Origin of the sequence: Citrobacter sp. Marseille-Q6884 (assembly GCF_945906775.1) — a bacterium.
Lineage (GTDB): Bacteria > Pseudomonadota > Gammaproteobacteria > Enterobacterales > Enterobacteriaceae > Citrobacter.
Genome location: NZ_CAMDRE010000001.1, coordinates 225,934 through 251,200, shown reverse-complemented (window position 1 = coordinate 251,200; position 25,267 = coordinate 225,934). Strand labels below are relative to the sequence as shown.

General features: G+C 52.1%; 23 protein-coding genes. 16 read left to right on the top strand and 7 right to left on the bottom strand.

The window, feature by feature from the left end; translation table 11 throughout:
• Position 1: 1 nt before the first annotated feature.
• The 3 genes from N7268_RS01175 to N7268_RS01165 all read right to left on the bottom strand — a co-directional run bounded on the left by N7268_RS01175 (position 2) and on the right by N7268_RS01165 (position 2,907).
• Positions 2 to 343 carry a DUF3302 domain-containing protein gene (locus N7268_RS01175; RefSeq protein WP_198905941.1) on the bottom strand — a complete coding sequence of 114 codons (342 nt, stop codon included), beginning with the start codon at positions 341 to 343 and terminating at the stop codon, positions 2 to 4.
• 559 nt (positions 344 to 902) lie between these two features.
• Entirely contained in the window at positions 903 to 1,286 is a 384-nt protein-coding gene (locus tag N7268_RS01170) for a helix-turn-helix domain-containing protein (RefSeq protein WP_260861518.1), read from the bottom strand.
• A gap of 94 nt (positions 1,287 to 1,380) precedes the next feature.
• Positions 1,381 to 2,907, bottom strand: a complete 1,527-nt coding sequence (locus N7268_RS01165; RefSeq protein ID WP_260861517.1) for an EAL domain-containing protein — start codon at positions 2,905 to 2,907, stop codon at positions 1,381 to 1,383.
• A gap of 532 nt (positions 2,908 to 3,439) precedes the next feature.
• On the opposite strand from N7268_RS01165, the gene N7268_RS01160 reads away from it, so the two are divergent.
• From N7268_RS01160 to N7268_RS01130, 7 genes are all read left to right on the top strand, one after another.
• Entirely contained in the window at positions 3,440 to 3,622 is a 183-nt protein-coding gene (locus tag N7268_RS01160) for a hypothetical protein (protein WP_260861516.1), read from the top strand.
• Between the two features lie 610 nt (positions 3,623 to 4,232).
• Complete coding sequence (gene pgaA, locus N7268_RS01155) at positions 4,233 to 6,695, top strand: poly-beta-1,6 N-acetyl-D-glucosamine export porin PgaA (protein ID WP_260861515.1); 2,463 nt, start codon at positions 4,233 to 4,235, stop codon at positions 6,693 to 6,695.
• 9 nt (positions 6,696 to 6,704) lie between these two features.
• Positions 6,705 to 8,726, top strand: a complete 2,022-nt coding sequence (pgaB, locus tag N7268_RS01150; RefSeq protein ID WP_260861514.1) for a poly-beta-1,6-N-acetyl-D-glucosamine N-deacetylase PgaB — start codon at positions 6,705 to 6,707, stop codon at positions 8,724 to 8,726.
• Positions 8,723 to 10,057 (top strand): poly-beta-1,6-N-acetyl-D-glucosamine synthase, encoded by a 1,335-nt coding sequence (gene pgaC / locus N7268_RS01145; RefSeq protein WP_260861513.1) that lies wholly within the window; start codon positions 8,723 to 8,725, stop codon positions 10,055 to 10,057. The genes pgaB and pgaC overlap by 4 nt, the downstream gene beginning before the upstream one ends.
• Positions 10,054 to 10,560 carry a poly-beta-1,6-N-acetyl-D-glucosamine biosynthesis protein PgaD gene (gene pgaD, locus N7268_RS01140; RefSeq protein WP_260861512.1) on the top strand — a complete coding sequence of 169 codons (507 nt, stop codon included), beginning with the start codon at positions 10,054 to 10,056 and terminating at the stop codon, positions 10,558 to 10,560. The genes pgaC and pgaD overlap by 4 nt, the downstream gene beginning before the upstream one ends.
• A gap of 84 nt (positions 10,561 to 10,644) precedes the next feature.
• Positions 10,645 to 10,875, top strand: a complete 231-nt coding sequence (gene yjdI / locus N7268_RS01135) for a 4Fe-4S mono-cluster protein YjdI (RefSeq protein WP_260861511.1) — start codon at positions 10,645 to 10,647, stop codon at positions 10,873 to 10,875.
• A gap of 11 nt (positions 10,876 to 10,886) precedes the next feature.
• A complete protein-coding gene (locus tag N7268_RS01130) occupies positions 10,887 to 11,159 on the top strand; it encodes a GNAT family N-acetyltransferase (protein WP_198905953.1) in 273 nt (90 codons plus the stop codon).
• A 58-nt stretch (positions 11,160 to 11,217) separates the two neighbouring features.
• Here N7268_RS01130 and N7268_RS01125 read toward each other — a convergent pair whose 3' ends face one another.
• On the bottom strand, positions 11,218 to 12,147 hold the full coding sequence (locus N7268_RS01125; RefSeq protein WP_198905954.1) for a LysR substrate-binding domain-containing protein: 930 nt from the start codon (positions 12,145 to 12,147) through the stop codon (positions 11,218 to 11,220).
• A 392-nt stretch (positions 12,148 to 12,539) separates the two neighbouring features.
• Here N7268_RS01125 and N7268_RS01120 point away from each other — a divergent pair, with 392 nt between their 5' ends.
• The 7 genes from N7268_RS01120 (at position 12,540) to N7268_RS01090 (ending at position 21,041) form a co-directional block, all read left to right on the top strand.
• Positions 12,540 to 13,145, top strand: a complete 606-nt coding sequence (locus tag N7268_RS01120; RefSeq protein WP_260861510.1) for an ankyrin repeat domain-containing protein — start codon at positions 12,540 to 12,542, stop codon at positions 13,143 to 13,145.
• Positions 13,146 to 13,270: 125 nt separating this feature from the next.
• Positions 13,271 to 14,059, top strand: a complete 789-nt coding sequence (locus N7268_RS01115; RefSeq protein WP_260861509.1) for a DUF2877 domain-containing protein — start codon at positions 13,271 to 13,273, stop codon at positions 14,057 to 14,059.
• The gene (gene fdrA, locus N7268_RS01110) at positions 14,037 to 15,584 is read left to right on the top strand and encodes an acyl-CoA synthetase FdrA (protein WP_260861508.1); all 1,548 of its coding nucleotides are present in this window, start codon (positions 14,037 to 14,039) and stop codon (positions 15,582 to 15,584) included. The genes N7268_RS01115 and fdrA overlap by 23 nt, the downstream gene beginning before the upstream one ends.
• A complete protein-coding gene (locus N7268_RS01105; RefSeq protein ID WP_198905957.1) occupies positions 15,584 to 17,002 on the top strand; it encodes a DUF1116 domain-containing protein in 1,419 nt (472 codons plus the stop codon). The genes fdrA and N7268_RS01105 overlap by 1 nt, the downstream gene beginning before the upstream one ends.
• Before the next feature lie 116 nt (positions 17,003 to 17,118).
• Positions 17,119 to 18,669, top strand: a complete 1,551-nt coding sequence (locus N7268_RS01100; protein ID WP_260861507.1) for a xanthine permease — start codon at positions 17,119 to 17,121, stop codon at positions 18,667 to 18,669.
• Positions 18,670 to 18,695: 26 nt separating this feature from the next.
• Positions 18,696 to 19,646, top strand: coding sequence for a carbamate kinase family protein (locus tag N7268_RS01095; RefSeq protein WP_260861506.1), 951 nt, complete (start codon positions 18,696 to 18,698; stop codon positions 19,644 to 19,646).
• A gap of 12 nt (positions 19,647 to 19,658) precedes the next feature.
• Positions 19,659 to 21,041 (top strand): amidohydrolase family protein, encoded by a 1,383-nt coding sequence (locus tag N7268_RS01090; protein WP_260861505.1) that lies wholly within the window; start codon positions 19,659 to 19,661, stop codon positions 21,039 to 21,041.
• A gap of 52 nt (positions 21,042 to 21,093) precedes the next feature.
• Here the strand turns inward: N7268_RS01090 and N7268_RS01085 are convergent, their stop codons facing one another.
• Positions 21,094 to 21,999, bottom strand: a complete 906-nt coding sequence (locus N7268_RS01085) for a nickel/cobalt efflux protein RcnA (RefSeq protein ID WP_260861504.1) — start codon at positions 21,997 to 21,999, stop codon at positions 21,094 to 21,096.
• Positions 22,000 to 22,118: 119 nt separating this feature from the next.
• On the opposite strand from N7268_RS01085, the gene rcnR reads away from it, so the two are divergent.
• On the top strand, positions 22,119 to 22,391 hold the full coding sequence (rcnR, locus tag N7268_RS01080; protein ID WP_016154292.1) for a Ni(II)/Co(II)-binding transcriptional repressor RcnR: 273 nt from the start codon (positions 22,119 to 22,121) through the stop codon (positions 22,389 to 22,391).
• Positions 22,392 to 22,444: 53 nt separating this feature from the next.
• On the opposite strand, the gene N7268_RS01075 is transcribed toward rcnR, so the two are convergent.
• Entirely contained in the window at positions 22,445 to 23,674 is a 1,230-nt protein-coding gene (locus tag N7268_RS01075) for an amino acid permease (RefSeq protein ID WP_260861503.1), read from the bottom strand.
• Positions 23,675 to 23,816: 142 nt separating this feature from the next.
• Positions 23,817 to 24,272, bottom strand: coding sequence for a multidrug/biocide efflux PACE transporter (locus N7268_RS01070; RefSeq protein WP_260861502.1), 456 nt, complete (start codon positions 24,270 to 24,272; stop codon positions 23,817 to 23,819).
• Between the two features lie 102 nt (positions 24,273 to 24,374).
• Between N7268_RS01070 and N7268_RS01065 the strand changes: the two genes are divergently transcribed.
• A complete protein-coding gene (locus tag N7268_RS01065; protein ID WP_260861501.1) occupies positions 24,375 to 25,259 on the top strand; it encodes a LysR family transcriptional regulator in 885 nt (294 codons plus the stop codon).
• The last annotated feature ends 8 nt before the right edge of the window (positions 25,260 to 25,267 follow it).

Sequence of the window (25,267 nt, the reverse complement as noted above, 5' to 3'; positions counted from 1 at the left end):
ATTAATTACCTTGAGTGTTATCAGAATCAGCGTGTGGTTGTTTTTTCAATTGCCGTTCAAGTTCGGCAACCCGTAACAACAGGTTTTCGTACTGTGGCTGCGGTGTGGTCTGCATTCCCCACCCACGGTCCGGGCGATACAACGTGGCCCAGATCCACAGAAACGGCCACAGAACATGTAACGTGAACAAGCTTACCCATCCGGCGACATGGATAGCATCGGCGTGCGGGTGGTTACGTTTTTTAGCGATTTCATACGGAATGTCATGAATGATAATGACGCCGTAAAAAATGATCAGGAACACCAGGATTAAAACACCAAGTGCAAAATAATTAAGGAACATCGATTCCTCCTGCCTCCGTCGGGTTGGTAAAACGAAGATCGCCCCATCGCTTTTATTGACCTATTACCCCGTAGTGGTGTCTTGAGGGAATAATACGATGGGGGACTGCGTGGTTATGCTTCACAAAGTGATAAAACCGGATGTGTTGTTTTTATTTAGTGCCGTTTTAGTGATGGTTTTGTTAATTCCACTTATTTAAAAACGCCTTGTTAAATCCATAATGAAGGTAGGATACCTTATTCACCTGGTCCTGCTAGTATTAATCGTTTAGCATTACGTAATGATTTTATTATATAAAACTTAATCTCTGTAAATAAATTGCGTGGTGAGATTTTAGCCTCTATATTGAAATTGTTTCATAAAACCTCTTAAGTCCCAGAGAAAAGAACCTGACTTTCTGTGATTTATGGAACGTGCGCCAATGTGTCTGAGAGAGAGAGATTAATAATTATTATTTTTGAAGCATCATGTTGACCGCCCCCCGTGCGGTCTTTTTTTATGCCTTGATCACAGTGCGCTTCTGAAATAACAGGGTTAAGTCATGCGAGTATCATGCTATTCACATTATCCGGGTGTGGTTGGCGACCAGGTTATGTTCTTTCCCGGATTTCCTTAACGCATTAGGCGTCGTATTAAATTTTTGCCGAAAGGCTCGGCAAAATGATTGCTGAGAACTATATCCGGCATTTAATGCAATGGACAGAATACTATTCTGGGTATGTATTAATTCAAGGGCAGCGTAATTCAGGTAGGTCTCTTTAACAAAACGACCCAGTGAAATGCCCATGTGGGCTTTAAAAAAAGATTGCAGGTAGAATTTTGAAAAACCAGAAATAGCGGCCAAATCATCAATCTGTAATCTCTCTTCGCGATTCTCATTAATAAATGCTATCAACTGGTGTGACACTTCTTTTGTAAAAGAATTATTTTTTGAACATTTCATCTGTCTTTACCCCTATCAAAAACGCGATAGTTAATATATTCGAAAATGTCTCCATAAAAGGATGGTGGTTGAGCGACGCGTTTACGCTTTACCTTCAGGAATAAAATTGTCTGGCGAAATCCTCCATAGGGATAGGTTTGCCGTATAAATATCCTTGCAGAAACGTCACGTTGTGTTCTTTTAAATAGGTCGCCTGAGCCTCATTTTCGACGCCTTCCGCGACGGTTTGCAGATTTAAACGGGAAGCGAGATCAATAATATTGTCAATGATATGGACGGAGTGCGCGTCAATACCAATATTGCTGACAAAACTTTTGTCGATTTTAAGCGCATCGACATTGAAGTTTTGCAAATACTTCAGACTGGAATTACCTGTACCAAAATCATCAATGGCAATCAGTACCCCCAGTTTGTGCAGTTCTGCGACAAGTCGTTCCGTCGTGTCATCTGCCACCAGGAGTTCCCGTTCGGTTAACTCCAGTACCAGCCGAATCGGGTTGCTGCTGAACGCCTGAATAAATACCCGACAGTCCTCCACCAGGTTGAAGTCCTTAAAGTGCCTGGCGCTGATATTGAAAGCGAAATGAAAGTCCTTCGGCAGCAAATGGGCTAAAGGCACGAACTGCTTACGCACCTGAATCATTAATGCCTGGGTCATCGGCATAATCAGGTTACAGTTTTCAGCCAAAGGAATAAAACTGTCCGGTGGAAGGATCCCGAGGGTGGGATGTGACCAACGCATCAGAACCTCACAACCCGTCCAGTGTGTGGTCTCCCCACAGACCACGGGCTGGAAGTACGGAATAAATTCCTGCAGCTCCAGCGCCTCACGTAATTCATGTTCGGCAGTAATCAGACGACCCGACCAGCGGAATACGGCACAACCAATAATCGTGGCCAGCAAAAGCCAGGCGATAAGCGAAAACCGGGAGAAGACCCAGAAGTAATGGGCGTAATCGGCAGGCGCGATCGCGGCGACAATCCGAAAAGGATAACGGGCCGATGCCAGCTCCAGATAACCAGGCATGTCGGGAGAAAAGGGGGGAACCGCATGCGCCTGCCACTGTTGATTCCCCACCGCCAGACCGAGAGGCAGATTGATGCTCATGACGTTCAGCTCAGACAGGATATGGTCGCCATATAGCCTGACGACAATACTGTCATTGCCAACGACCATCCGGTAGATAATCAAGGGTTGCCCCTTTCTGATCAGCGTGTCGCTCATCAGGTAGAGCATGCCGTTGGTGTAACCATCCACGTGGATATTCTCTTCATGATTACCGTACAGCGATGAACAATAGATTTTATTTCCCCGGACCAGATTTACGCTGCGCACATCCTGGGAGTAAGCCACCTGCATTCTGAGCTGCAGCTCTACAGGTTCAAGGCAGGGGTTGCCCAGATGTTCTTTGACGACAGACGCGGCGTGGTTGGCACTATCCAACGTGTTTTCTACCAGCTGGCGGGCGTTCATCATACGAATATGGGTAGTAAGCTTGAGGTTGGATGCTGCCTGCCAGATCGTGCTGATTAACCCCAGCAGGATGCAAAGCAAACTCGCAAGAATGGCGCGGACTAATCGATGCCTGAAGCGACGCTTTTTTAACAGACCAAACGGCATGATATTACCTCTACACCATATGCGAACCGCTTTATAGCGTTATCATTACGCTGCTATATAAAGCGGTACCAAATTGGGTAATTGTTTAAACGTACACGACGACCTTCGCTACTCCGCGATATTGTCTGACATGTGTTGAAAAGAACGTTTATTAAGATCTTAATCTTAATTTCCCTATTTTTTTCTTCGGAAAAATAACACTCTACTATAATTTATCATCAGGTAAAGCCATTAACGATATAGAGACTTTGATGATTGGATGTAGATAGGGTGTGCTTTTTAAAAGTACATGCTAATCAGTAACATGCGATTGTTTGTGTAAGTTTAAAATGTTTTGTTATGCGAATTGTTTTAAATAACATCATTGTTTGAATAAAATTAAATATTATTGAATGCTGTGGTTTTAGATGTTCAATCCCCTTCGATTTTACAGACAATGCTTGTGTGATTATTATGAATATTGATACTTGTCTTTTTCTGTGTGATTTTTATTTAAAGGAGGGGGTTCTTTATTATTAAAGAAAATTCCTGGATGGTCATCAATATCATTGCATTCTCCTTTTTGTATTCTGTCTGGTGTTTTTTTATTCGCTCGTTTTACGACAATGAAAACCCTTTCCGTCATCCCCACGCCGATTTTTCGTCAGATCAAACTGTCTTTGTGTTTGTGGCGACTGCAGGAACGGTTAACGATGCGGGCAAAACGCCAGGATAATGTTACAGAGAGCGGTATTGAGGTGGGATTAAATATGTAACCATTTGATTTAATGGTGATTGTCTTTTTGGCTTACTGACTCCAGGCTCTGGTCAGTTTCCATCGTTAATTGTCATAGCGAATTTATGCAAATTGAATGCGTTTTTATTTATAATTCAGCCATAAATTCTGAGCGTATAATCCTTATTTTTTGTAGTGAATTCGGTTTATTCTTAACATCGTTAACAGGCGTACAATTACGTTGTGTTTTTATACTTTTATTTAATAATAAACAGAGTTACATAATTTTTTCGACTGACTCTGATGAAAGTCCAGTCTTCAATCCTAAGAGTATTAGGATTATCTGGTCTAAAATTCTTTTTTTGCCTAAGTGTTTTCTTATCGGATAGCCACAAGGTGAACGGGATGTTAATATTCATCAGTCTCTGCCCGACTTCCAGTTAGTAGATAATGAAGTACGGGTGGTCAATAAGACTAAAGAACTAAATGGTTTCCAACCCTATTACGAAATAAGCGGAAATGCATCTTACATGATCGGCACCCGTCACGGAATGACGATAACTTATTGATAACGCTTATTTTTACTCTGTTGTAAGATATAAGGGCAGATATGTTCAGTATGCGTCGACATGCAAAATTCATTAAACGCTTTAAGTCTGTAACCTGTTTATTTACGGTCAGTGTTCTTTTTCCTCTACAAGCCTCTGCAGTCGGTTCTGATTATGACGGTTTGATTATTGAGGCCCGTGAAGGGAATAGCGCGCCGCTATTGCGCTATCTTCAGGAGCAAGAAAAGAAAGCCTCACTCACACCTAATCAGGTGGCTGATTGGTTGCAAGTCACCAGTTGGGCCAATAATAGCGATAAAGAAACGATTGATATCTGGCAGCGCTATCGCGGACAGATGGATGTGCCTGCACGTGGGAAAGTCGCGGCGGCTCGCGCTTTTCGTAATCAGAAAAAGTGGGACGATTCGTTGGCCATCTGGGAAAACGTTTTGCAGGAAGAGCCTGACAACGTTGATATACGTACCGGTTGGATCATGACGCTTGCCGATGCGCGTTACAATCAGCAAGCCCTGACTGAAGCGAACAAATGGGCGAGGGCGCATCCCGGGGCGGACTCTGATGCACTGCTGGCCTATGTTTATCATTCACAAGGTAAAAACTGGGATGCGCTGTTAGTTGCCAGTCAGGCGGATGACGTTGACCCGGGTAACAAGAATGCGCAATCCACGCTGTTGTCTGCTTTGTCTGCTAACCGCGTTTCTGGCCCGGCGCTGGGGCTGGCGGAGGTTGTTCCGACCACTGATCCGGTGAAACGCCGTCTTGAGCTTGATGCGGCAGCAGAAATCGTTCGTTCCTCTTATACGTCCGCACGTAATGAAGAGGAACGTTTTATCGTGGCGGATAAAGCCCTTGCCCGCTACGCCCAACTGCTTGCGGCCTGGAGAGATGAACCGTCTGCCCAGGATGATGTCCGCCGCGCCAGAATTGACCGGATGGGTGCCTTATTGGTACGTAAACGGACGGCCGAAGTGATTCAGGAATATGAATCCCTTTCTGCGAGCGGCGAAGTGCCAAACTATGCGAAACGCTGGGTGGCTTCCGCATGGCTGAGCGAACGTCAGCCGGAAAAAACCGAAGCGATGCTGGCGAGCATCTACTATCCAAACGGGCCGATTCCGGTCACCCCTCTGACGCCAGAGGATCAACAGGATCTGTTTTACGCGCATCTGGATAATGAAAACTTTGATGCGGCAAAAAAACAGGTCGATGCGCTCATCAAAGAGAGCCCGTATTTACGGCGGATCTATGGCTCGCCAACGCCGCAGCCGAATGATAACTGGCTGCTTGCTCAGACCATGCTCACGCAATACCACATTGCGGCCAATGAACTGCCCGAGGCGGAAAAACTGGCAGAACATCTGGCGCGTACCGGTTCAGGCAACCAGGGACTGCGCATCACCTATTCTTCCGTGCTGGAAGCGCGTGGATTGCCGCGCGCGGCCGAGAAAGAGCTTAAACTTGCGGAAGTGATTGAGCCAAGCAATCTGGAACTGGAACGCCAACAGGCTTATGTGGCGCTGGATCTTCAGGAATGGAAACAGGCTGATGAGCTGACCGATGACGTCATTGCCCGTAGCCCGGATGATGAAGCGACGTTGCGCCTTGCCCGTATGCGCGATGTGCACAAAATGTCAGAACTGAGGATCAGCGGAACCCAGGGGATCTCCTCGGATAGCCCGGTCAGCGGTAAGAACGACTTCAACATCAATACTGCCATTTACAGCCCGCCCATCAATGACAACTGGCGACTGTTTACCGGCTTCAACTTCGCCACCGGTGAATTTGAAGAAGGAAAAGGAATCAGCCGGGATCTGGCTGCGGGTGCCGAATGGACATCACGCGATTACTGGGCGGAAATGGAAGTTTCCGGTCGTAATTATGGCGACGGTCAGAAGATCGGCGGACGCCTTTCCGGGTGGCATGATTTCAATGACAACTGGCGCGTCGGTGGCTCGGCGGAGCGCCTTTCTCGCAACACCCCTCTGCGTGCGCTACGTAGCGGTGTGTATGCAAACGGCGGTGATATGTTTGTCCGCTGGTATCAAAACGAACGGCGAGAGTATCAATTGTCGTTTGCCGCATCACATTTCTCGGATGGAAACGATCGCATCGAGTACGGACTTAGCGGAAAAGAACGCTTATGGACGACGCCGCGCTTCACGCTGGATTTCACCCCGGGAATCGGCGGAAGCACCAACACCAAAGAAAATGTGCCGTATTACAACCCGAAAAGCGATTTCTCTGTTGTACCTGGCTTGACTGCGGAACAGGTTCTTTACCGACACTACGACACCGTGTGGACGCAGCAAGGTGTGGCTGGCGTGGGTAGCTACTGGCAGCAAGGTGAAGATAACGGCGCGATAGTTCAGCTTGGATATGGGCAACGGCTCAAATGGAATAACGTCGTCGATGGCGGGGTCATGCTGATGTGGGATAAACGTCCCTATGACGGTAAACGTGAGCGGAATATCTCCCTCGCTTTCGATTTGAATGTCAGGTTTTAAGGACTGTTTATGTTGAAAAGATGTCTATGGGTTAGCGCGTTAATCGCTGGCTGGATGATGATTACCGCGTGCAGCAGCGCGCACAATACCACACCTCGCTATGTGCCACCGTCAGAGCGCGCACCGCTTGCGGCCGATCATCCATGGCCGAAAAATAGCTTCCTGGTGCTGGGCTATCACGACGTTGAAGATGGCGCGGCCGATCAGCGCTATCTCTCGGTGCGAACCAGTGCGCTGAGCGATCAAATGGGCTGGCTGCGGGATAATGGCTATAACCCGATCAGCGTGCAGCAAATTCTTGATGCGCATGACGGTAAAATCGTGCTGCCGGAAAAAGCGGTACTGCTCACCTTTGATGACGGCTATAGCAGTTTTTATACCCGCGTCTGGCCGCTGCTGAAAGCGTACAACTGGCCGGCACTCTGGGCGCCGGTCGGGAGCTGGGTGGATGCGCCTGCCAATAAGAAAGTTGATTTTGGCGGCTTGATGACGGCGCGAGATAAATTCGCGACCTGGAAAATGGTCGAGGAGATGGGGAAATCGCCGCTGGTTGAAGTGGGCGCTCACACCTGGGCATCGCACTTCGGTGGCGAGGCGAACCCGCAGGGAAGTAAAGAACCTGCGGTGGCGAACCGTCTGTACGATAGCAAAACGGGAACTTACGAAACCGACGAGCAGTATACTCGCCGTATTAACACCGATATCTCTTTGATCACCAACAAAATAAAGTCTGTGACAGGGAAATCGCCGCGCGCATGGGTCTGGCCATACGGTGCAGCGAATGGCACGACCTTAAGTCTGGCAAAAGAGCAGGGTTATAAAATGGCGTTTACCCTCAACGAGGGTCTGGCGAATGCGGCATTCCTGGATGATATCCCGCGTGTGCTGATCTCTGATAACCCCTCTCTGAAGCGTTTTGCCAGCCAGGTTGCTCAGGTGCGTGAACCTCAGACGATGCGCGTGATGCATGTCGATCTGGATTATGTGTATGACAAAGACCCTGCTCAGCAGAAGCGAAACATCGATAAGCTGATCCAGCGTGTCTATGACATGCGTATCTCTCATGTCTTCCTGCAGGCGTACGCCGATCCAGAAGGTGACGGGAACATCCGCGAGCTTTATTTCCCTAACCGCTGGCTGCCGATGCGTGCCGATCTCTTTAACTATATCTCCTGGCAGTTACAAACGCGGGCCGGGGTTACTGTCTATGCCTGGATGCCGGTGTTGGCTTTCGATCTCGACGCCTCTATTCCTCGCGTCACGGCATGGAACCCGAAAACGGGTCGCACCGCGATTGATCATGAACAGTACGTTCGTCTTTCTCCGTGGAGCAGCGAAGCGCGTCAGCGCATCACCGAAATCTATGAAGACCTGGCGAAGCATGCCAGCTTCAAAGGCATTTTGTTTCATGATGATGCTTTCCTGACGGACTTTGAAGATGCTTCACCAGAGGCCTTAGCGGCATACCGCGCCGCCGGTTTACCGGGCAGCATTGAGCAAATTCGTAATGACCCTCAGGCGTTCGAACGCTGGACTCGCCTGAAAAGTAAGATGTTGATCGACTTCACGAAGCAACTGACCCGCTCGGTACGTGATATTCGTGGTCCACAGGTACAAACCGCCCGTAATATCTACGCCATGCCGGTGCTGGAGCCTGAAAGTGAAGCCTGGTTTGCACAGAACCTGAATGATTTTCTGAATACCTATGACTGGACTGCTCCGATGGCGATGCCCTATATGGAGAAGATCCCAGCCAATGATGCTAACGCCTGGCTGGACAGACTGGTGAATGCCGTTGCACAGACCCCCGGCGCGCTGGATAAGACCGTGTTTGAACTGCAAGCACGCGACTGGCGTAAGTCCGGGGAACAAGCCGAAATCAGTGGTAAACAAATCGCCGAGTGGATGCGCCAGCTTAAATTAAGCGGTGCAGGTAACTATGGCTATTACCCGGATGATTTCATCAGCGACAAACCCGAGATGTCAGAGATTCGCTCGACGTTCTCATCATACTGGTACCCGCAAAAATGACCGATCGCATTATTGCTTTCCTGATACTTTGCCTGATGTTCAGCCTGCCGTTTGGCGTGGCTGTCGTCTTTACAGGTGAAGTGATGCTGAACTTCGTCTTCTTCTGGCCCTTGTTTATGTCTGCCTTATGGATAAGCGGTGGGGTCTATTTCTGGTTCTACCGTGAGCGCCACTGGAAATGGGGAGATGACACGCCGCCTCCGACACTGGAGGGAAATCCGCTGGTGTCGATTTTGATCCCGTGCTTTAACGAAGGGCTTAATGCGCGTGAAACAATCGGCGCAGCGCTGGCGCAGCGTTATAAAAATATTGAAGTGATTGCCATCAATGATGGCTCTACCGATAACACCCATGACGTTCTGGAACAGCTGGCGATAGAGAACCCCAGTCTGCGCGTGATCCATTTAGCTGAGAACCAGGGCAAAGCCCTGGCGCTCAAGACCGGTGCGGCAGCGGCTCGCAGTGACTACCTCGTCTGCATTGATGGTGACGCGTTACTGGATCGTGATGCTGTTGCCTATATTGTGGCGCCGCTGATCCAGTTCCCGCGTGTTGGCGCCGTCACCGGGAATCCGCGCATTCGCACCCGTTCCACACTTATTGGCCGCGTACAGGTTGGGGAGTTCTCCTCAATTATCGGTCTGATTAAGCGGACCCAGCGCGTCTATGGGCAGATCTTTACCGTTTCCGGTGTGGTGGCGGCGTTTCGTCGTCGCGCGCTGGCTGAGGTCGGTTACTGGAGCCCGGACATGATCACCGAAGATATCGATATCAGTTGGAAGCTGCAATTGCGCCACTGGTCGGTATTCTTTGAGCCACGGGCACTGTGCTGGATCCTGATGCCGGAAACGTTAAAGGGATTGTGGAAACAGCGTCTGCGCTGGGCACAAGGTGGCGCAGAAGTGTTTATTGTCAATATGCGCCGCCTGTGGTCGTGGGAGTTCCGTCGCATGTGGCCGCTGTTCCTTGAGTTCTGTTTTTCTACCGCCTGGTCGTTCGCTTATGCGGTCAGTATTGTGCTGTTTCTTTGTGGGCTGCTTTTCCCCATGCCAGAGGCGCTGTATGTGCAAAACCTGTTCCCGCCAGCCTTTACCGGCTTAATACTCGGCGTGGTTTGCCTGTTGCAGTTTGCGGTGAGCCTGATGATTGAACGACGCTATGAAAAAGGCATTGGCGCCTCGTTGTTCTGGATTATTTGGTTCCCGGTGGTCTACTGGATGTTGAGCCTGTTTACCACGCTGGTGGCTTTCCCCAAAGTGATGCTCAAACGCAAACGTGGGCGAGCGCGCTGGGTCAGCCCTGACCGCGGAATTGGGAGGATAGAACCATGAGCCAGCCACTTATCTTTACCGAACGACGCCTGCTGCCCCGCGTGATCGACGTACTGTTGACGCTGTTGGCCTGGGTTGGGTTTCTGTATCTGATCTATAAAGGTCTCATCACGGCTCTGGCTCATTCACCTTATATGGGTGTACGCCCCTTTTTCACCACCCTGGATACCGTGACGTTCTACATCCTTATCGCCTTGATAAACGGTCTGGTGTTGATTGGTTGGGCGAAATATAACCAGTATCGTTTTCGGGTAGAACGCCGCAGCCGCCGTCCTGGGCTTAAAGATCATGAACTGGCAGAGAGCTTGCGTATTACCCCGGAACTGGTGATGGAGCTGAACAAAGCGAGGGTACTGACGGTTCACCACCATGAAAGTGGTGAAATCAGTCATATCGATGTGGACAGGCACATTGCCGATAACCGCCTGCCACCGCCGACGCCTGCGATGCTTGAGTATTTATCTCCAAATCCAGAGCCGGCGTTGCAGACAATGCCTGAGTGATGTTTTTCTGCCGTCAGTAGCAGCCTTCAGACTCGCCTGGGTCTATGATTAGACCCAGGACAATAAAAATAGCGAGGCAATGTCATGGATAAAGCGTTACTGGAGTCTGGCTACCGGGCCTATACCGGCGAAAAGATCGATGTCTACTTCAACACGGGAATATGCCAGCATTCGGGGAAATGCGTGCGGGGAAGCGCGAAGCTGTTCAACCTGAAACGTAAACCGTGGATCATCCCCGATGAAGTCGATGTTGCGACGGTCATCAGGGTCATCGATACCTGTCCAAGCGGTGCGCTGAAATATCGCCAGAAATGAGTGAGGGAACCATGGACATTCTTGAAGGCCACAACAAATTTTACGTGAATGATGCCCAGGGCAATCAGGTTGCTGAGATTGTCTTCGTGCCGACGGGTGAGCACCTGAGCATTATTGAACACACAGATGTTGATCCCAGCCTGAAAGGTCAGGGGGTAGGGAAGCAACTGGTGGCGAAGGTCGTAGAAAAAATGCGCCGCGAAAACCGTAAAGTGATCCCACTGTGCCCGTTTGCCAAACATGAGTTCGACAAAACCCGCGAGTACGACGACATTCGTGCCTGAGGCGTGATTTCCCACCGGATGGCGCAATGCGCATCCGGTCGGTTCTTCATTCAGCGCATCACTCCCGATGCAGCAGATCCTGATAAATCCCGGTCAGTACCCCTTGTGGGCCAAACTCTTTTTTTATCCACTGGGTCACACGGCCGGTAGCCGAGTGCTGGGTTGCCAGCAACATGCGTGAATCCTGACGCGGGTTGTGGATCTTGCGCGTGACCAGTAAGGATTTCTCCATCGCTTCGCGCACCATATAGTCGGGGAGAAAACCAATCCCTTCGCCGAGGATCTGGCACTGACATTTGGTATTAAAATCGGGCACCAGAATGGATTCCTGTCCGTGCAGAAGCCAGCCGACCTTCTTGTTAATGGTGTGCGCGGTATCTTCCACCATGATGTTGGGATACAACCGTAACTGGCTTTCGGAGATCGGCTCGGGCATAAACGCCAGCGGATGATCCGGGGCGATGGCAAATGACCAGCGGATCGCGCCAATTTCGGTGTAATCAATCCCGCCGCCGTCCAGTAGCGTGTCGGGTGCGCCAATGGCGATATTGGCGAGGTTATTGATGATCGAATCCCAGACACCGTTATACACCTCCGTCGTGACGGTTATCTGGCAGGTGGGAAACTGCTTTTTGAGCACCTGCAACAATCTCGCCGTGTGCTGCGGGGTATACAGCAACTGATTAATACAAATCCGCACCCGGGCCTCGATGCCCTGGGCGATGGTATCAATACTGCGTTTAATGGCGTGGAAGTCGTTCAGCAGGTCGGTGGCTTTACGAAATAAATAACGCCCGGACTCGGTCAGTTCGATGCTGCGGGTACTGCGAGTAAACAGCACCACGTCCAGCCCTGTCTCCATTCGCTTAATGGTGTAGCTGATGGCTGAAGTGGTCAAACCCAACTCTTCAGCGGCTTTACTGAAACTGCTATAACGTGCAGCCATGGTAAACGCCAGCAGGTTTTCCTCGGTAAAAATTGAATTCATCCTTTCTCCCCTCAGGCCATAAGACCACAACCCGCGATGCGATGATTGTTGAATGTATTTGTAATCCTTATGCAGGGCAATCAGTTTTGAACAAGATTTAACACTAAAGTTACATTTGATTTGAAGGCAATCACACTTCTGGCTTTTAGTTGCAGGCCGCTACCCGTGCTGCATACCGCCTGATTTCCTTTACTTATGATTAAAGGCCAAAATACCGCCAGCCATAAGGGAAAGATTGCACTACAGCACATTTTGTCCTCATTGTTAAATTTGCTTCAATAATTGACTCGCTTACGATGAATGAAATTTAAGCGGATGTTTTTCTCCGCACTCTGTTGCTATTCTCAGGTTATCGGAATTTTATAAAGTCTGAAAATTGCAGGAGAGGGATGATGTCAGAGAAAGAACTTATTACTGAATTTCTGCTGGCGGCAGAACAGGGTAACGCGCAGGGATTAAAATCCTGTCTGGCAAAAAATGTGGATATTAATGCCACTAATCGTCAGGGGCGTACCGCTATTATTATTGCCAGCCTGAATAAACATTACGACTGCGTTTCTTTATTGATTGCTGCGGGTGCTGATATTAATAAACAGGATCAAACGTGTTTTAATCCCTTCCTGATTAGCTGCCTGACCGGCGATTTAACACTACTGCGTACAGTATTACCTGCCAACCCTGATCTTGATCGACTGAGCCGTTTTGGCGGTGTGGGTATTACGCCTGCCAGCGAAAAAGGTCATGTGGAGATTGTGCGTGAATTAGTGCAGCGTACCGAAATCAACGTTAACCACACCAATTTTGTCGGCTGGACGCCGCTGCTGGAAGCGATTGTCCTGAATGATGGCGGCGCGAAGCAGCAAGAGATCGTCAAACTGCTGCTTGATAACGGCGCTAACCCACACATGACGGATAAATATGGCAAGACCCCGCTGGAACTGGCGCGGGAGAAAGGCTACCACGAAATTGCCGAGCTGCTGATTGCCGCCGGAGCCTGACAGAGGAGCGCACTATCGCGACGCCATCACGGCGATGCGTACGGGCGCTCACCGCTGACGGCGCGTTTCTCGCATACCGGGGAACAGGGCGAGTTGAACAGGTTTTTTCCCGCGCGGTAAACCTGTTGATACCGCAGCAGCAGCGACTTTTTACGTTACTGAGCGAGTGCTGCGATAACGCGCCCAACAGCTGTCGGCTGGCACTGACGCATTGTGAAGACCTGTTTCGCCCCGGTGAGCGGGTCAGTTTTACGCAGTCGGGGATTGTTGTTGGCAATGATAAATGGATAGAGACCGCCTGCAGTCAGGAGTGGCAAATGCCGCAATGGACGCCAGATGCAGAGCGCTTCGCCGCCGTCTGCTGGCGTCACTGGGCAGAGGTTATCCACCAACAGCTTCATCATGACGACACATTATTTCTGTACCAGGGGGATAATCCGTTTTACCAGGAGATTGCCCGTGAATTACAACGGCGTCGCCAAATATTAATCACGGCGCTACTCACGGGAGAAAATATCTCAGCAGCCGTCCGCGATTTAATCGGGTTAGGCATTGGACTGACACCGTCATCCGATGATTATTTAGTGGGTCTGAGTACGATTATTTTTATTAATGGACATCCACTGAGTCAATATCGGAAGCGTTTTTTAACGGCATTACAAACTGCCGGAAATAATACGACGTTACTGAGCAAAATAACGTTGGAAGAAGCATTTCATCAGCGTTATCGGGAAAGTGTCACGCGACTGGTGACCCATATTATTACTGAGCAACAACACGTTGCTACGCAATTTATTACTGACATTAAAAATATTGGCTCAAGTTCTGGCTGCGACATGCTGTATGGCATGGCGGACGCCTGCGCCCTGAGCCACCGGTCCGGAGGGAATTATGTCGATCAGGATAGTTGTTAAAAAGAACACGTATTTTGATTCTGTCTCACTGATGTCTATCTCAACGCGCGCCAATAAGCTTGATGGCGTTGAGCAGGCGTTTGTGGCGATGGCAACGGAAATGAACAAAGGCGTACTGAAGAACCTGGGTCTTCTGACGTCGGAGTTAGAAGAGGCGAAGAGTGGCGATCTGATGATTGTCATTAAAGGCGCGAGCGAGGCGGCAAACGAACAAACGCTGGCGGCGATTGAAGATCTGTTTACACATAAAGAGCAGAGTGGTCAGCACGAAGCGCGCTATGCCACGCTCGCCAGTGCGAAAAAGCACGTGCCTGACAGCAACCTGGCGGTGATCTCGGTCAACGGTCTGTTCGCGGCGCGTGAAGCGCGTCAGGCGCTGCAAAACAACCTCAACGTGATGTTGTTTTCTGACAACGTATCCCTTGAGGATGAACTGGCGCTTAAACAGCTGGCGCACGAAAAAGGGCTGTTGATGATGGGACCAGACTGCGGCACCGCCATTATCAACGGCGCGGCGCTCTGTTTTGGTAACGCGGTACGCCGCGGCAATATCGGTATTATCGGGGCATCCGGTACCGGTAGCCAGGAGCTCAGCGTGCGTATTCATGAGTTTGGTGGCGGCATTTCCCAGTTGATCGGTACCGGTGGACGCGATCTGAGTGAGAAAATCGGTGGCCTGATGATGCTCGATGCGATTGGCATGCTGGAAGCCGATCCGCAAACCGAGATCATTGCTCTGATCTCCAAACCCCCTGCGCCTGCGGTGGCGCGTAAAGTGCTGGATCGTGCACGCGCCTGCCATAAACCGGTGGTGGTCTGCTTCCTGGGACGCGAAGCGCCACCTGCGGATGAACCCGGTCTGCAGTTTGCGCGTGGCACCAAAGATGCCGCGCTGCGAGCGGTATTACTGAGCGGTATCAAAAAAGAGAGCCTTGACCTGCATCCGCTCAACTGGCCGTTGATTGAAGAAGTCCGCGCGCGTCTGACGCCGCAGCAAAAATATATCCGCGGTCTGTTTTGCGGCGGCACGCTGTGCGATGAGGCGATGTTTGCCGCCATGGAAAAACATGCCGAGGTGTACAGCAACATCCACCCGGACCCGGCGTTTCGCCTGAAAGATCTCAATCGTAGCGTGGCGAATACCTTCCTCGATTTTGGTGATGACGATTTCACCAACGGTAAACCGCATCCGATGATCGACCCGACCAACCGCATCAGCCGTTTGTTGCAGGAAGCACGGGATCCTGAAGTGGGGGTGATCGTGATGGATTTTGTCCTCGGTTTTGGATCGCATGACGATCCGGTAGGCGTGATGATCGACGCGATCAATGAAGCGAAAGCCATCGCTGCCGCAGACGGTCGTCCGCTGGAAATTCTCGGCTATGTGCTGGGAACCGATCAGGATACGCCGTCGCTGGAAAAACAGTGCCAGATGCTGACCGATGCCGGTGTTATCTGGGCAAGCAGTAGCACCAACACCGGATTGCTGGCGCGTGAATTTATCTGTAAAGGGGAGGAAGCCTGATGAGCCAGACACTGTTTAACCAGCCGCTGAATGTGATTAACGTCGGTATCGCGATGTTCAGCGATGACCTGAAAAAGCAGAACGTATCCGTGACCCAGCTCGACTGGACACCACCGGGTCAGGGCAATATGCAGGTGGTTGACGCGCTGGATCAGATTGCTGATTCACCGCTGGCCGACAAAATTGCCGCCGCCAACCAACTGGCGCTGGAACGGATTATTCAGTCGCATCCGGTTCTGATTGGCTATGACCAGGCGATCAACGTGGTGCCGGGGATGACCCGTAACACGATTCTGCATGCCGGGCCGCCCATCCGTTGGGAAAAAATGTGCGGCGCGATGAAAGGTGCCGTCACCGGCGCGCTGGTATTTGAAGGGCTGGCGAAAGATCTGGATGAGGCCGCCGAACTGGCCGCGTCTGGCGACATTATCTTCTCGCCATGCCACGAGCACGACTGTGTGGGATCGATGGCGGGCGTGACGTCGGCTTCCATGTTCATGCATATCGTGGAGAACAAAACCTACGGTAACCGCGCATATACCAATATGAGCGAGCAGATGGCGAAAATCCTGCGCATGGGGGCGAACGATCAGAGCGTTATCGATCGCCTGAACTGGATGCGCGATGTGATGGGGCCGATGCTGCGTGATGCGATGAAACTGGCGGGCGAAATCGATCTGCGTCTGATGCTGGCGCAGGCGCTGCACATGGGCGATGAGTGCCATAACCGCAACAACGCCGGGACGGCGCTGCTGATTCAGGCGCTGACGCCATGGATCATCCAGACCGGCTATCCGGTTGAACAGCAGCGTGAAGTCTTCGAATTCGTCCTGAGCAGCGACTACTTCTCTGGTCCTACGTGGATGGCGATGTGTAAAGCCGCGATGGATGCTGCGCACGGGATTGAATACAGCACCGTGGTGACAACGATGGCGCGTAACGGCGTCGAGTTTGGCCTGCGCATCAGCGGATTACCGGGGCAGTGGTTTACCGGTCCGGCGCAACAGGTTATCGGTCCGATGTTTGCGGGTTATAAGCCGGAAGATTCCGGGCGCGATATTGGCGACAGCGCCATTACGGAAACCTACGGCATTGGCGGATTTGCGATGGCGACGGCGCCAGCCATTGTGGCGCTGGTGGGCGGAACGGTTGAAGAAGCGGTCGATTTTTCGCGTCAAATGCGAGAAATCACCCTGGGCGAAAACCCGAACGTCACCATTCCGCTGCTCGGTTTTATGGGCGTACCGACCGCTATCGACATTACGCGCGTGGGCAGCACCGGCATTTTGCCGGTCATCAACACCGCCATTGCGCATAAAGACGCGGGGATCGGCATGATCGGCGCCGGGATCGTACATCCGCCGTTCGCCTGTTTTGAAAAGGCGATCCTCAACTGGCGCGACCGCTACTGCCAATAACAACCACAGGGGCTAACGCCGTTAGCCCCACGGTAGCGAAGCGAAAACGTTGCTTACCTGCAGGGCCGGGCGATCTCTGGGATCGCAAATGATGCTTAACCTGTAAAGGATATTCCATGAACAGCATAAAACTAGAATGGAAACGTGGTGACTGGGCGGCTTATTTCGGGCTGATGACCAACAACCTGACTAACCTGCTAACAATGATGGGGCTGCTCATTTTTGTTGTCGGGATCCCTGTTGAAATTGTTTACGGCCGGATAGCGCCCGCTTTCGGTCTGGCGGTGCTGGTGGCCAGTATCTGCTATGCCTGGTTTGGCCTGCAGATGGCAAAACAAACCGGGCGTAGCGACGTGACGGCGCTGCCGTCCGGGCCAAGTGCGCCGTCGATCTTTACCGTGACTTTCCTGGTGCTGATGCCGGTGTATCAGCAGACCAAAGATGCCAACTTCGCCATTCAGATAGCCCTGGTGTGGTGCTTTGTGGAAGCGTTGATCCTGGTGGGCGGTTCTTTCCTTGGCGAAACCATTCGCAAGATGATCCCGCGCACGGTACTGCTCTCTTGTTTATCCGGTCTTGGCCTGCTGTTGCTGGCAATGAACCCGATGCTGCAGGCCTTTGAAGCGCCTACCGTTTCTTTCATCGTCCTGCTGCTGATTTTTATTAACTGGTTCGGTAAGAAACCGATTTTTGCCCGCATTCCCACCGGTCTGCTGTTGTTGATTGCCGGTACGGCGCTGGCGTGGATCTCCGGTTTGCAAAGCCCGGAAGCCATTAAAGCCTCGATGTCCTCCTTTGGCTTCAACCCACCGGAAGTGCATGTGGATAGCTTCCTGCAGGGATTGCCGCACGCGCTGCCGTATCTGGCTTCTGCGGTACCGCTGGGGCTGGCGAACTATATTTTTGACCTTGAGAATATTGAAAGTGCGCACGCGGCAGGTGATGAATACAACACCCGTAAAGTCATGATGGCGAACGGTTTTGCTTCCATGCTCGGCTGCATGCTCGGTAACCCGTTCCCGGTGACCGTCTATGTCGGACACGCAGGCTGGAAAGCGATGGGCGCCAGTATCGGTTATACCCTGGCGTCGGGTATCACCATGTTCCTGGTGCCGCTGTTTGGTCTGGGGGCGTTTATGCTCGCCATCATTCCGATGACCGCGATAGTACCGATTCTGGTGTTCATCGGCGTGGTGACCGCCAACCAGGTGGTGCGAGAAACACCCAAAGTCGAGGTTCCCGTCATCTTTATCTGTTTGTTCCCGTGGATTGCCAACTGGGCGCTGACCATCGTCAATAGCGTGATGGGCGCCGCCGGCACATCTGCGGGGAAACTGGGTAGCGATCTGCTGCACAGCAAAGGCGTCTATTACGACGGGCTGGTGCACCTTGGTAGCGGCGCGCCGCTGGCCAGTATGCTGTGGGGCTGTGTTGCCATCTTCGCCATTATGAACAAACCGCTGCGTGGGGCCATTGCCGCCGCCTTTGGCGCGCTGTTATCGCTGTTTGGCGTGATCCACTCCCCGGCGGTGGGATTTGCCGAAGGCAGTTCGCTGATGTTTGTGACGGCCTACCTGATGATGAGCGGCATGTTTGTTCTGAAACATGTGCTCGACAGCCGTGAAGCGGTGACTGCCCCTGAGCAGGAACCGACAAAAACCACCTGAATCGCCTGCAAGCGGAAGATAACACTATGAAAGAACTTGTGGTCGTTGCCATTGGCGGCAACAGCATTATCAAAGATAACGCCAGTCAGTCGATTGAGCACCAGGCTGAGGCGGTGAAAGCGGTCGCGGATACGGTGCTGGAGATGTTGGCATCGGACTACAACATCGTGTTGACGCACGGTAATGGGCCGCAGGTGGGACTCGACCTGCGGCGTGCGGAAATTGCCCATGAGCGTGAGGGGTTGCCGCTCACGCCGCTGGCCAACTGTGTGGCTGACACCCAGGGCGGCATTGGCTATCTGATCCAACAGGCGCTGAATAACCGTCTGGCGCGTCGCGGCGAACAGAAAGCGGTGACGGTGGTGACCCAGGTTGAAGTGGATCAAAACGATCCGGGGTTTGCTCACCCGACCAAACCCATCGGCGCATTCTTTAGCGAAGCGCAGCGTGATGAGCTCCAGCGGGTCAATCCGGGCTGGCGTTTTGTTGAAGATTCCGGGCGCGGCTACCGTCGGGTGGTCGCCTCTCCGGAGCCAAAGCGAATCGTTGAAGCTGAGGCGATCAAAGCGTTGACCCAACAAGGTTTTGTGGTGATTGGCGCAGGTGGCGGCGGGATCCCGGTGGTGCGTAGCGAGCAGGGCGATTACCAGAGCGTGGATGCGGTGATTGATAAAGATCTCTCTACAGCGCTGCTGGCGCAGGAGATCCGCGCTGACATCCTGGTGATCACCACTGGCGTGGAACGGGTCTGTATTCACTTTGGTAAACCTAACCAGCAGGCGCTGGATACGGTGGATGTTGCGACGATGACCCGCTATATGCAGGAAGGGCATTTCCCGCCGGGCAGCATGTTGCCCAAAATTGTCGCCAGTCTGACGTTCCTGGCGCGTGGCGGTAAGCGGGTCATCATTACCACGCCGGAGTGCCTGCCTGCCGCATTGCGCGGCGAAACGGGCACCCATATTGTCCATTCCTGAGAGGATATGTGAATGAAGGAAAATAACAGCCGCCGTGAGTTTTTAAGTCAGAGCGGAAAAATGGTGACGGCTGCCGCGTTGTTTGGCGCAGTCGCTCCGGTCGCGTATGCTGCTAATCCTGTCGGGACAACCCGTGGTGAAAAAAGCACGATGACGATTAACGATAAACATTATTACCTGGATAACGTCCTGCTGGAGGCGGGGTTCGATTACGAAAACGCGGTGGTGGTACATACCCGTACCGCGCTGCAAACCGTTGAAATTCAGGACGGGAAAATCGTTGCGCTGCGTGAAAATAAGCAGCACCCGGATGCGACGCTGCCGCATTACGATGCCGGCGGAAAGCTGATGTTGCCCGCCATGCGCGATATGCATATTCATCTGGATAAAACGTTTTACGGGGGGCCATGGCGTTCGCTGAACCGTCCGGCGGGCACCACCATTCAGGATATGATCCGCCTTGAGCAAAAGCTGCTGCCTGAACTCCAGCCTTATACGCAGGAGCGCGCGGAAAAGCTCATCGATCTGTTGCAGTCAAAAGGGACGTCCATCGCCCGCAGCCATTGCAATATTGAGCCGGTTTCCGGGCTGAAAAACCTCGAGAACCTGCAAGCGGTACTGGCGCGCCGCCAGCCGGGGTTCGCCTGTGAAATCGTGGCGTTTCCGCAGCATGGCCTGCTGTTATCGAAGTCTGAACCGCTGATGCGCGAAGCGATGCAGGCGGGGGCGCACTACGTTGGCGGTCTGGATCCGACCAGCGTGGATGGCGCGATGGAAAAATCCCTCGACACCATGTTCCAGATTGCGCTGGATTACAATAAAGGCGTGGATATCCATCTGCATGAGACCAGCCCGGCAGGCGTTGCGGCGGTGAATTACATGGTGGAAACCGTGGAAAAAACGCCGCAACTGAAGGGCAAGCTGACCATCAGTCATGCGTTCGCGTTGTCTACGCTTAACGAGCAGCAGGTTGATGAACTGGCGACCCGCATGGTGGCGCAGCAGATTACCATTGCCTCGACGGTGCCAATTGGCACGATGCACATGCCGCTGAAACAGTTGCGTGATAAAGGTGTCGAGGTGATTACCGGTACCGACAGCGTGATCGACCACTGGTCGCCATACGGACTGGGGGATATGCTGGAGAAAGCGAATCTGTACGCACAGCTTTATATTCGTCCGAATGAGCTTAATCTGTCGCGGGCGTTGTTCCTGGCGACGGGAGATGTGCTGCCGCTGAATGATAAAGGTGAGCGCGTCTGGCCCAAAGCGCAGGATGAAGCCAGCTTTGTGCTGGTGGATGCCTCCTGTTCGGCGGAAGCTGTCGCCAGAATTTCACCGCGGACTGCGACTTTCCATAAAGGCCAGTTGGTCTGGGGGAATGTGGCGAGCTAGCCCCGTTTTATGCGCAGCGGCGAGCGTCGCTGCGCATCGTTCACTTCCTGCCTTAGCCCACGATCCCCATATAACCGTGAATTCCCATATACAGTCCGACCATGGCGATAAGCGCGCTGGAAAAATAGGGTGCTTTACGCGCCAGCGTGTTGAATCCGCTCCAACGTTTTGCCGCCTGTTGTACGCTAACCGCTGCGCCGACGCCCACGGTGACCAGGGTTAACGCCAGCCCGAGGCTGAAGCACAGCACCATCGTTGCCCCCAGCGTGAAGGCTTTCAACTGAATGCAAATCAGCAATACCGTGATGGCGGCTGGGCAGGGGATAAGCCCGCCGGTCAGGCCAAACAGCAAAATTTGCCCGTTGGTGACCTCTTTACCCTGAAAGCGACGCTGAATGTCCGTGGCATGCGCCCGTTCGTGTGCATCCTGATACGCTTTTGAGCCTTCGGCAAAGCCGCTTAGCGCAGCATGGTCATGCTCGTGTTCATGGTGGTGATGATGATGATGGTGGTCATGATCGTCGTCGTGACCGTGGTGATGGTCATGATGGTCGTGATGATGGTCGTGATGATGATGCCCGTGATCATGGTCGTGATGCGTTTCTGCCAGCCAGTTTTGCTCACCTTGCCATGTCCGCCAGAACATCCAGAATGCCGTTCCCAAAATGATGATGGCCGAGACAAACTGCAGCCAGGGTTCAACGGCCTGGGCGGTAAACGCTTTGCTGATATACATTCCGCCCAGCGCGATCAACCACACCACGGCCGTATGCGACAGCGTGGCCGCCAGCCCCAGCATCACGGCCTGTTTGATGGTGCCTTTAATGGCGATAATAAATGCCGCCATCATTGTCTTGGAATGCCCCGGCTCCAGGCCGTGCAACACCCCCAATAAAATCGCACTGGGAATAAAGAACCAGGCGTTACCTTGCTGAAGAAGCGTCGAAAATTCACCCATGAGAATGATTCTTAGTTGTTATGTTTCGCCTGATTCTACTCCCCCCCAGTACCAAATACTACCCCCCAGTAGATCGGCAAGGTATAGTTAATCATGATTTATGCAGCTGGGATTTAGCTATGTCACATACGATCCGCGACAAACAAAAACTCAAAGCCCGTGCCAGTAAGATTCAGGGACAGGTAGCGGCGTTGAAAACCATGCTTGATGAACCGCATGAATGTGCGGCCGTGTTACAGCAGATTGCGGCGATTCGTGGTGCCGTAAACGGCTTAATGCGTGAAGTGATTAAAGGGCATCTGACCGAGCATATTGTGCATCAGGGCGATGAAATAAAGCGCGAAGAGGATCTGGATGTGGTCCTGAAAGTGCTGGATTCGTATATCAAATAAAGCAGGAAAACGGCTCATCCTCGTACCAGGGAATGAGCCGTTGAAGAGACGTTCTAGCCAAAAAACATCACGGAAACGCAGAGCAGCCCGACAATCAGGGTAAGCAGATTGCCCACTGAACGGTACGGTTTCAGCGCCGGAATCAAGTAAGTGGACAGCGTTGGCATGATGAACAAAATCATGGCGATAAGCGGTCCGCTGATCGCGTAAATCATTGAAATAGCATTAGGGTTAATGCAGCAAATGATAAACGTGATGGCAGAAACCAGCATGATGGACAGCGCGCGGTTAAAGGCCCGGCTTTTCTTGATACCGACCTGGAGCAGCGATGTTCTGACCACCTCCGTCGCGCCTTCAATCACACCAAAGTAAGTCCCCAGGAACGATTTTGACATCGCCACAACGGCCACGATAATCCCGGAAATCGACAGCCACGCCGGGGCATTTGGCATCATCGACAGCGCCGACAGAATGGTCACGCCCTCGTTTTTCGCATCATCGATGTAATTCACCGGAATTGAAAGCAGACAGCTGAAGACGAAAAACAGCACGCTCAGGCAAATGATGACGTAGGCGACCTTCATGATTTTTTTGCATTTACCCATGGCCTGCTCGCCGTATTTCTCGCGTCTGTCGATGGCAAACGTGGAGATAATTGGCGTATGGCTAAAAGCGAAAACCATCACGGGGATAGAGATCCATACCTGGTGAAGCGTGTGCTGATCGAAAGACATCTGGCCGGTCAGTAACGTCGGCTGCCAGCTTCCGGTCAGGTAGAGCGAAAGAAATAAAAAGTAAGCGATAAGCGGGAAGACCAGAAAACCCATGACCCGGATGGTCGCTTGTCGCCCCATCAAAAAGATCAGGTTCAGCACCAGCACCACACCCAGACTGACAAGCATGCGGACACGCAGATCCACAGTGAGATGTTTTGCCAGTTGCTCGGTGAGCGAGTTGGTAATCGCCACGGCGTAGATCAGCACCACCACAAAGAAGGCAATAAAATAGAGCGTGGTAATCAGGTTACCTATCTTCTTGCCGTAGTAGTGCGTAACCGCACCGGTGATGCCTTCGCCTGCAGAGGTTTTCGATGACAGAATAAACTGGCACAGCGCCTTATGCGGCCAGTAGGTTAACGGCCAGGCGACGAGAGCGGTGATGAACAGAACGACAGCCCCCGCAGAACCCAGCTGTATGGGGAGAAAAAGGGTTCCTGCGCCGACGGCAGTACCATATAACGCGAAGCTCCAGAGAGTCTCTTCTTTTGACCAAATTTTCGACATTATGTGAACGTATCAACTATAAAATAAACAAAAAGAAGCGCAATTTACCACAAATGAGAGGGGCTGGGGGAGGCGTGAACAAGGGAGCGAGTGGCGAGTTGAATAGCCGGAATCGAGAAAATTCCGACTATTCACTGAATTATCAGGCAGTAACGCGCTGCTGGCGACGTTTCACCATCCGTGCGCGTAATGTGTCATAAGCCCAGTTATAGAACATGGTGTACGGCAGGAAGAACAGGAAGAAGCCGATCTCCAGCGTGAACGCCTGAAGCAGGCTGACGTTCAGGACGTACGCCACGATGCTGACCCCAATAACAATAAAACCACTTTCGAACCCTAAGGCGTGAAATGCACGTACCTTTGCCGTACGTTTCACCAGGTGTGATGGCCACAGGCGGTCAAACAGGGCGTTATAAATGATATTCCAGATCATCGCCGTGGTGGCCAGAAGTACGGTCAATCCGCCCATTTCCAGCACCGAACGCTGCATCAGCCAGGCGGTGGTGGGGGCGAGGATCGCGGTGGCAATGCCCTCAAAACAGACGGCGTGAAAAATGCGCTCCACTAACGAGCGACGTTGGACTGTATCGTGTTGCATAACGTAAAAACCTTCTTTGATGCCCGGATAACGGAATGGTGGAAATTTTATCGTTTTATGTGATATCTAAAAGATAGTATCCATCGATAAAGTAGATAGTTCATGCGTTACTCTCCTGAAGCATTAACGGCATTTGTCGAGACCGTTTCCTGTGGTTCATTTTCGGCAGCGGCGCGGCGGCTGCGTAAAAGCCAGTCCACGATCAGCACGGCGATTGCACATCTGGAAGCCGATCTGGGTTTTGCACTGTTTGACCGTTCCTCGCGCCAGCCGACGCTGACCGAACAAGGCAAGCGGGTGCTTGGCTACGTTCAGGCGATTTTGTCGGCGAGCGATCGCCTGGACGAAGCCGCGATTTCACTGTCGGGCGAAACGGAAGCGCGCCTGACGTTCGTGCTTTCGGACACGCTGCACCCGGATGTACTGGAAGAATTGATGGTGCAGTTTGACCGACAGTTTCCGCACACCGAGTTTGAATGCCTGATCGGCGAAGACGAGGATGTGATCGATCTGCTGCAAAAGGGGCGCGCGCAGGTTGGGTTAATTGAGGCGCGAGAGGATTATCCCACGGACATGGGCGTCACCCGTCTGCCAATGCAAAGCTGGATGGGACTGTACGTTGCCGCCTCGCATCCGCTGGCGATGCAGGAAAAACTGCAATGGGAGCAGCTACATACCTGGCGTGAATTGCGCCTGAATACCTATCTGGAGAGCAGCACGAACGTGGCGCGTGGACCCGTGTGGTCTGCTCCTAACTATTTGTTATTGCTCAGTATGGCGGTTCAGGGATTTGGCTGGTGTGCGCTACCTTGTGCGCTGGTGGAAGAGTTTGCGGCAGAAAAACCGCTGGTGCAGTTGCAGATGCCCGGCTGGCCAAGGGCTATCTCTATCGATCTGCTGTGGAATAAGAAATCGCCGCCTGGCGTGGCGGGAAGCTGGCTTCGTGACCATTTACGTCAGGGCAGCGGTGTGCGGACGGTCCGGTGATCCCCATT

Coding starts and splice junctions, on each gene's coding strand:
- pgaB (WP_260861514.1), top strand. CDS start 6,705: ATGTTGAAAAGATGTCTATGGGTTAGCGCGTTAATCGCTGGCTGGATG.
- N7268_RS01170 (WP_260861518.1), bottom strand. CDS start 1,286: ATGAAATGTTCAAAAAATAATTCTTTTACAAAAGAAGTGTCACACCAG.
- yjdI (WP_260861511.1), top strand. CDS start 10,645: ATGGATAAAGCGTTACTGGAGTCTGGCTACCGGGCCTATACCGGCGAA.
- N7268_RS01130 (WP_198905953.1), top strand. CDS start 10,887: ATGGACATTCTTGAAGGCCACAACAAATTTTACGTGAATGATGCCCAG.
- N7268_RS01075 (WP_260861503.1), bottom strand. CDS start 23,674: ATGTCGAAAATTTGGTCAAAAGAAGAGACTCTCTGGAGCTTCGCGTTA.
- N7268_RS01105 (WP_198905957.1), top strand. CDS start 15,584: ATGAGCCAGACACTGTTTAACCAGCCGCTGAATGTGATTAACGTCGGT.
- N7268_RS01090 (WP_260861505.1), top strand. CDS start 19,659: ATGAAGGAAAATAACAGCCGCCGTGAGTTTTTAAGTCAGAGCGGAAAA.
- fdrA (WP_260861508.1), top strand. CDS start 14,037: ATGTCGATCAGGATAGTTGTTAAAAAGAACACGTATTTTGATTCTGTC.
- pgaC (WP_260861513.1), top strand. CDS start 8,723: ATGACCGATCGCATTATTGCTTTCCTGATACTTTGCCTGATGTTCAGC.
- pgaD (WP_260861512.1), top strand. CDS start 10,054: ATGAGCCAGCCACTTATCTTTACCGAACGACGCCTGCTGCCCCGCGTG.
- N7268_RS01165 (WP_260861517.1), bottom strand. CDS start 2,907: ATGCCGTTTGGTCTGTTAAAAAAGCGTCGCTTCAGGCATCGATTAGTC.
- N7268_RS01070 (WP_260861502.1), bottom strand. CDS start 24,272: ATGCAACACGATACAGTCCAACGTCGCTCGTTAGTGGAGCGCATTTTT.
- N7268_RS01100 (WP_260861507.1), top strand. CDS start 17,119: ATGAACAGCATAAAACTAGAATGGAAACGTGGTGACTGGGCGGCTTAT.
- N7268_RS01125 (WP_198905954.1), bottom strand. CDS start 12,147: ATGAATTCAATTTTTACCGAGGAAAACCTGCTGGCGTTTACCATGGCT.
- N7268_RS01120 (WP_260861510.1), top strand. CDS start 12,540: ATGTCAGAGAAAGAACTTATTACTGAATTTCTGCTGGCGGCAGAACAG.
- N7268_RS01085 (WP_260861504.1), bottom strand. CDS start 21,999: ATGGGTGAATTTTCGACGCTTCTTCAGCAAGGTAACGCCTGGTTCTTT.
- N7268_RS01160 (WP_260861516.1), top strand. CDS start 3,440: ATGGTCATCAATATCATTGCATTCTCCTTTTTGTATTCTGTCTGGTGT.
- N7268_RS01095 (WP_260861506.1), top strand. CDS start 18,696: ATGAAAGAACTTGTGGTCGTTGCCATTGGCGGCAACAGCATTATCAAA.
- pgaA (WP_260861515.1), top strand. CDS start 4,233: ATGTTCAGTATGCGTCGACATGCAAAATTCATTAAACGCTTTAAGTCT.
- N7268_RS01175 (WP_198905941.1), bottom strand. CDS start 343: ATGTTCCTTAATTATTTTGCACTTGGTGTTTTAATCCTGGTGTTCCTG.
- N7268_RS01065 (WP_260861501.1), top strand. CDS start 24,375: ATGCGTTACTCTCCTGAAGCATTAACGGCATTTGTCGAGACCGTTTCC.
- rcnR (WP_016154292.1), top strand. CDS start 22,119: ATGTCACATACGATCCGCGACAAACAAAAACTCAAAGCCCGTGCCAGT.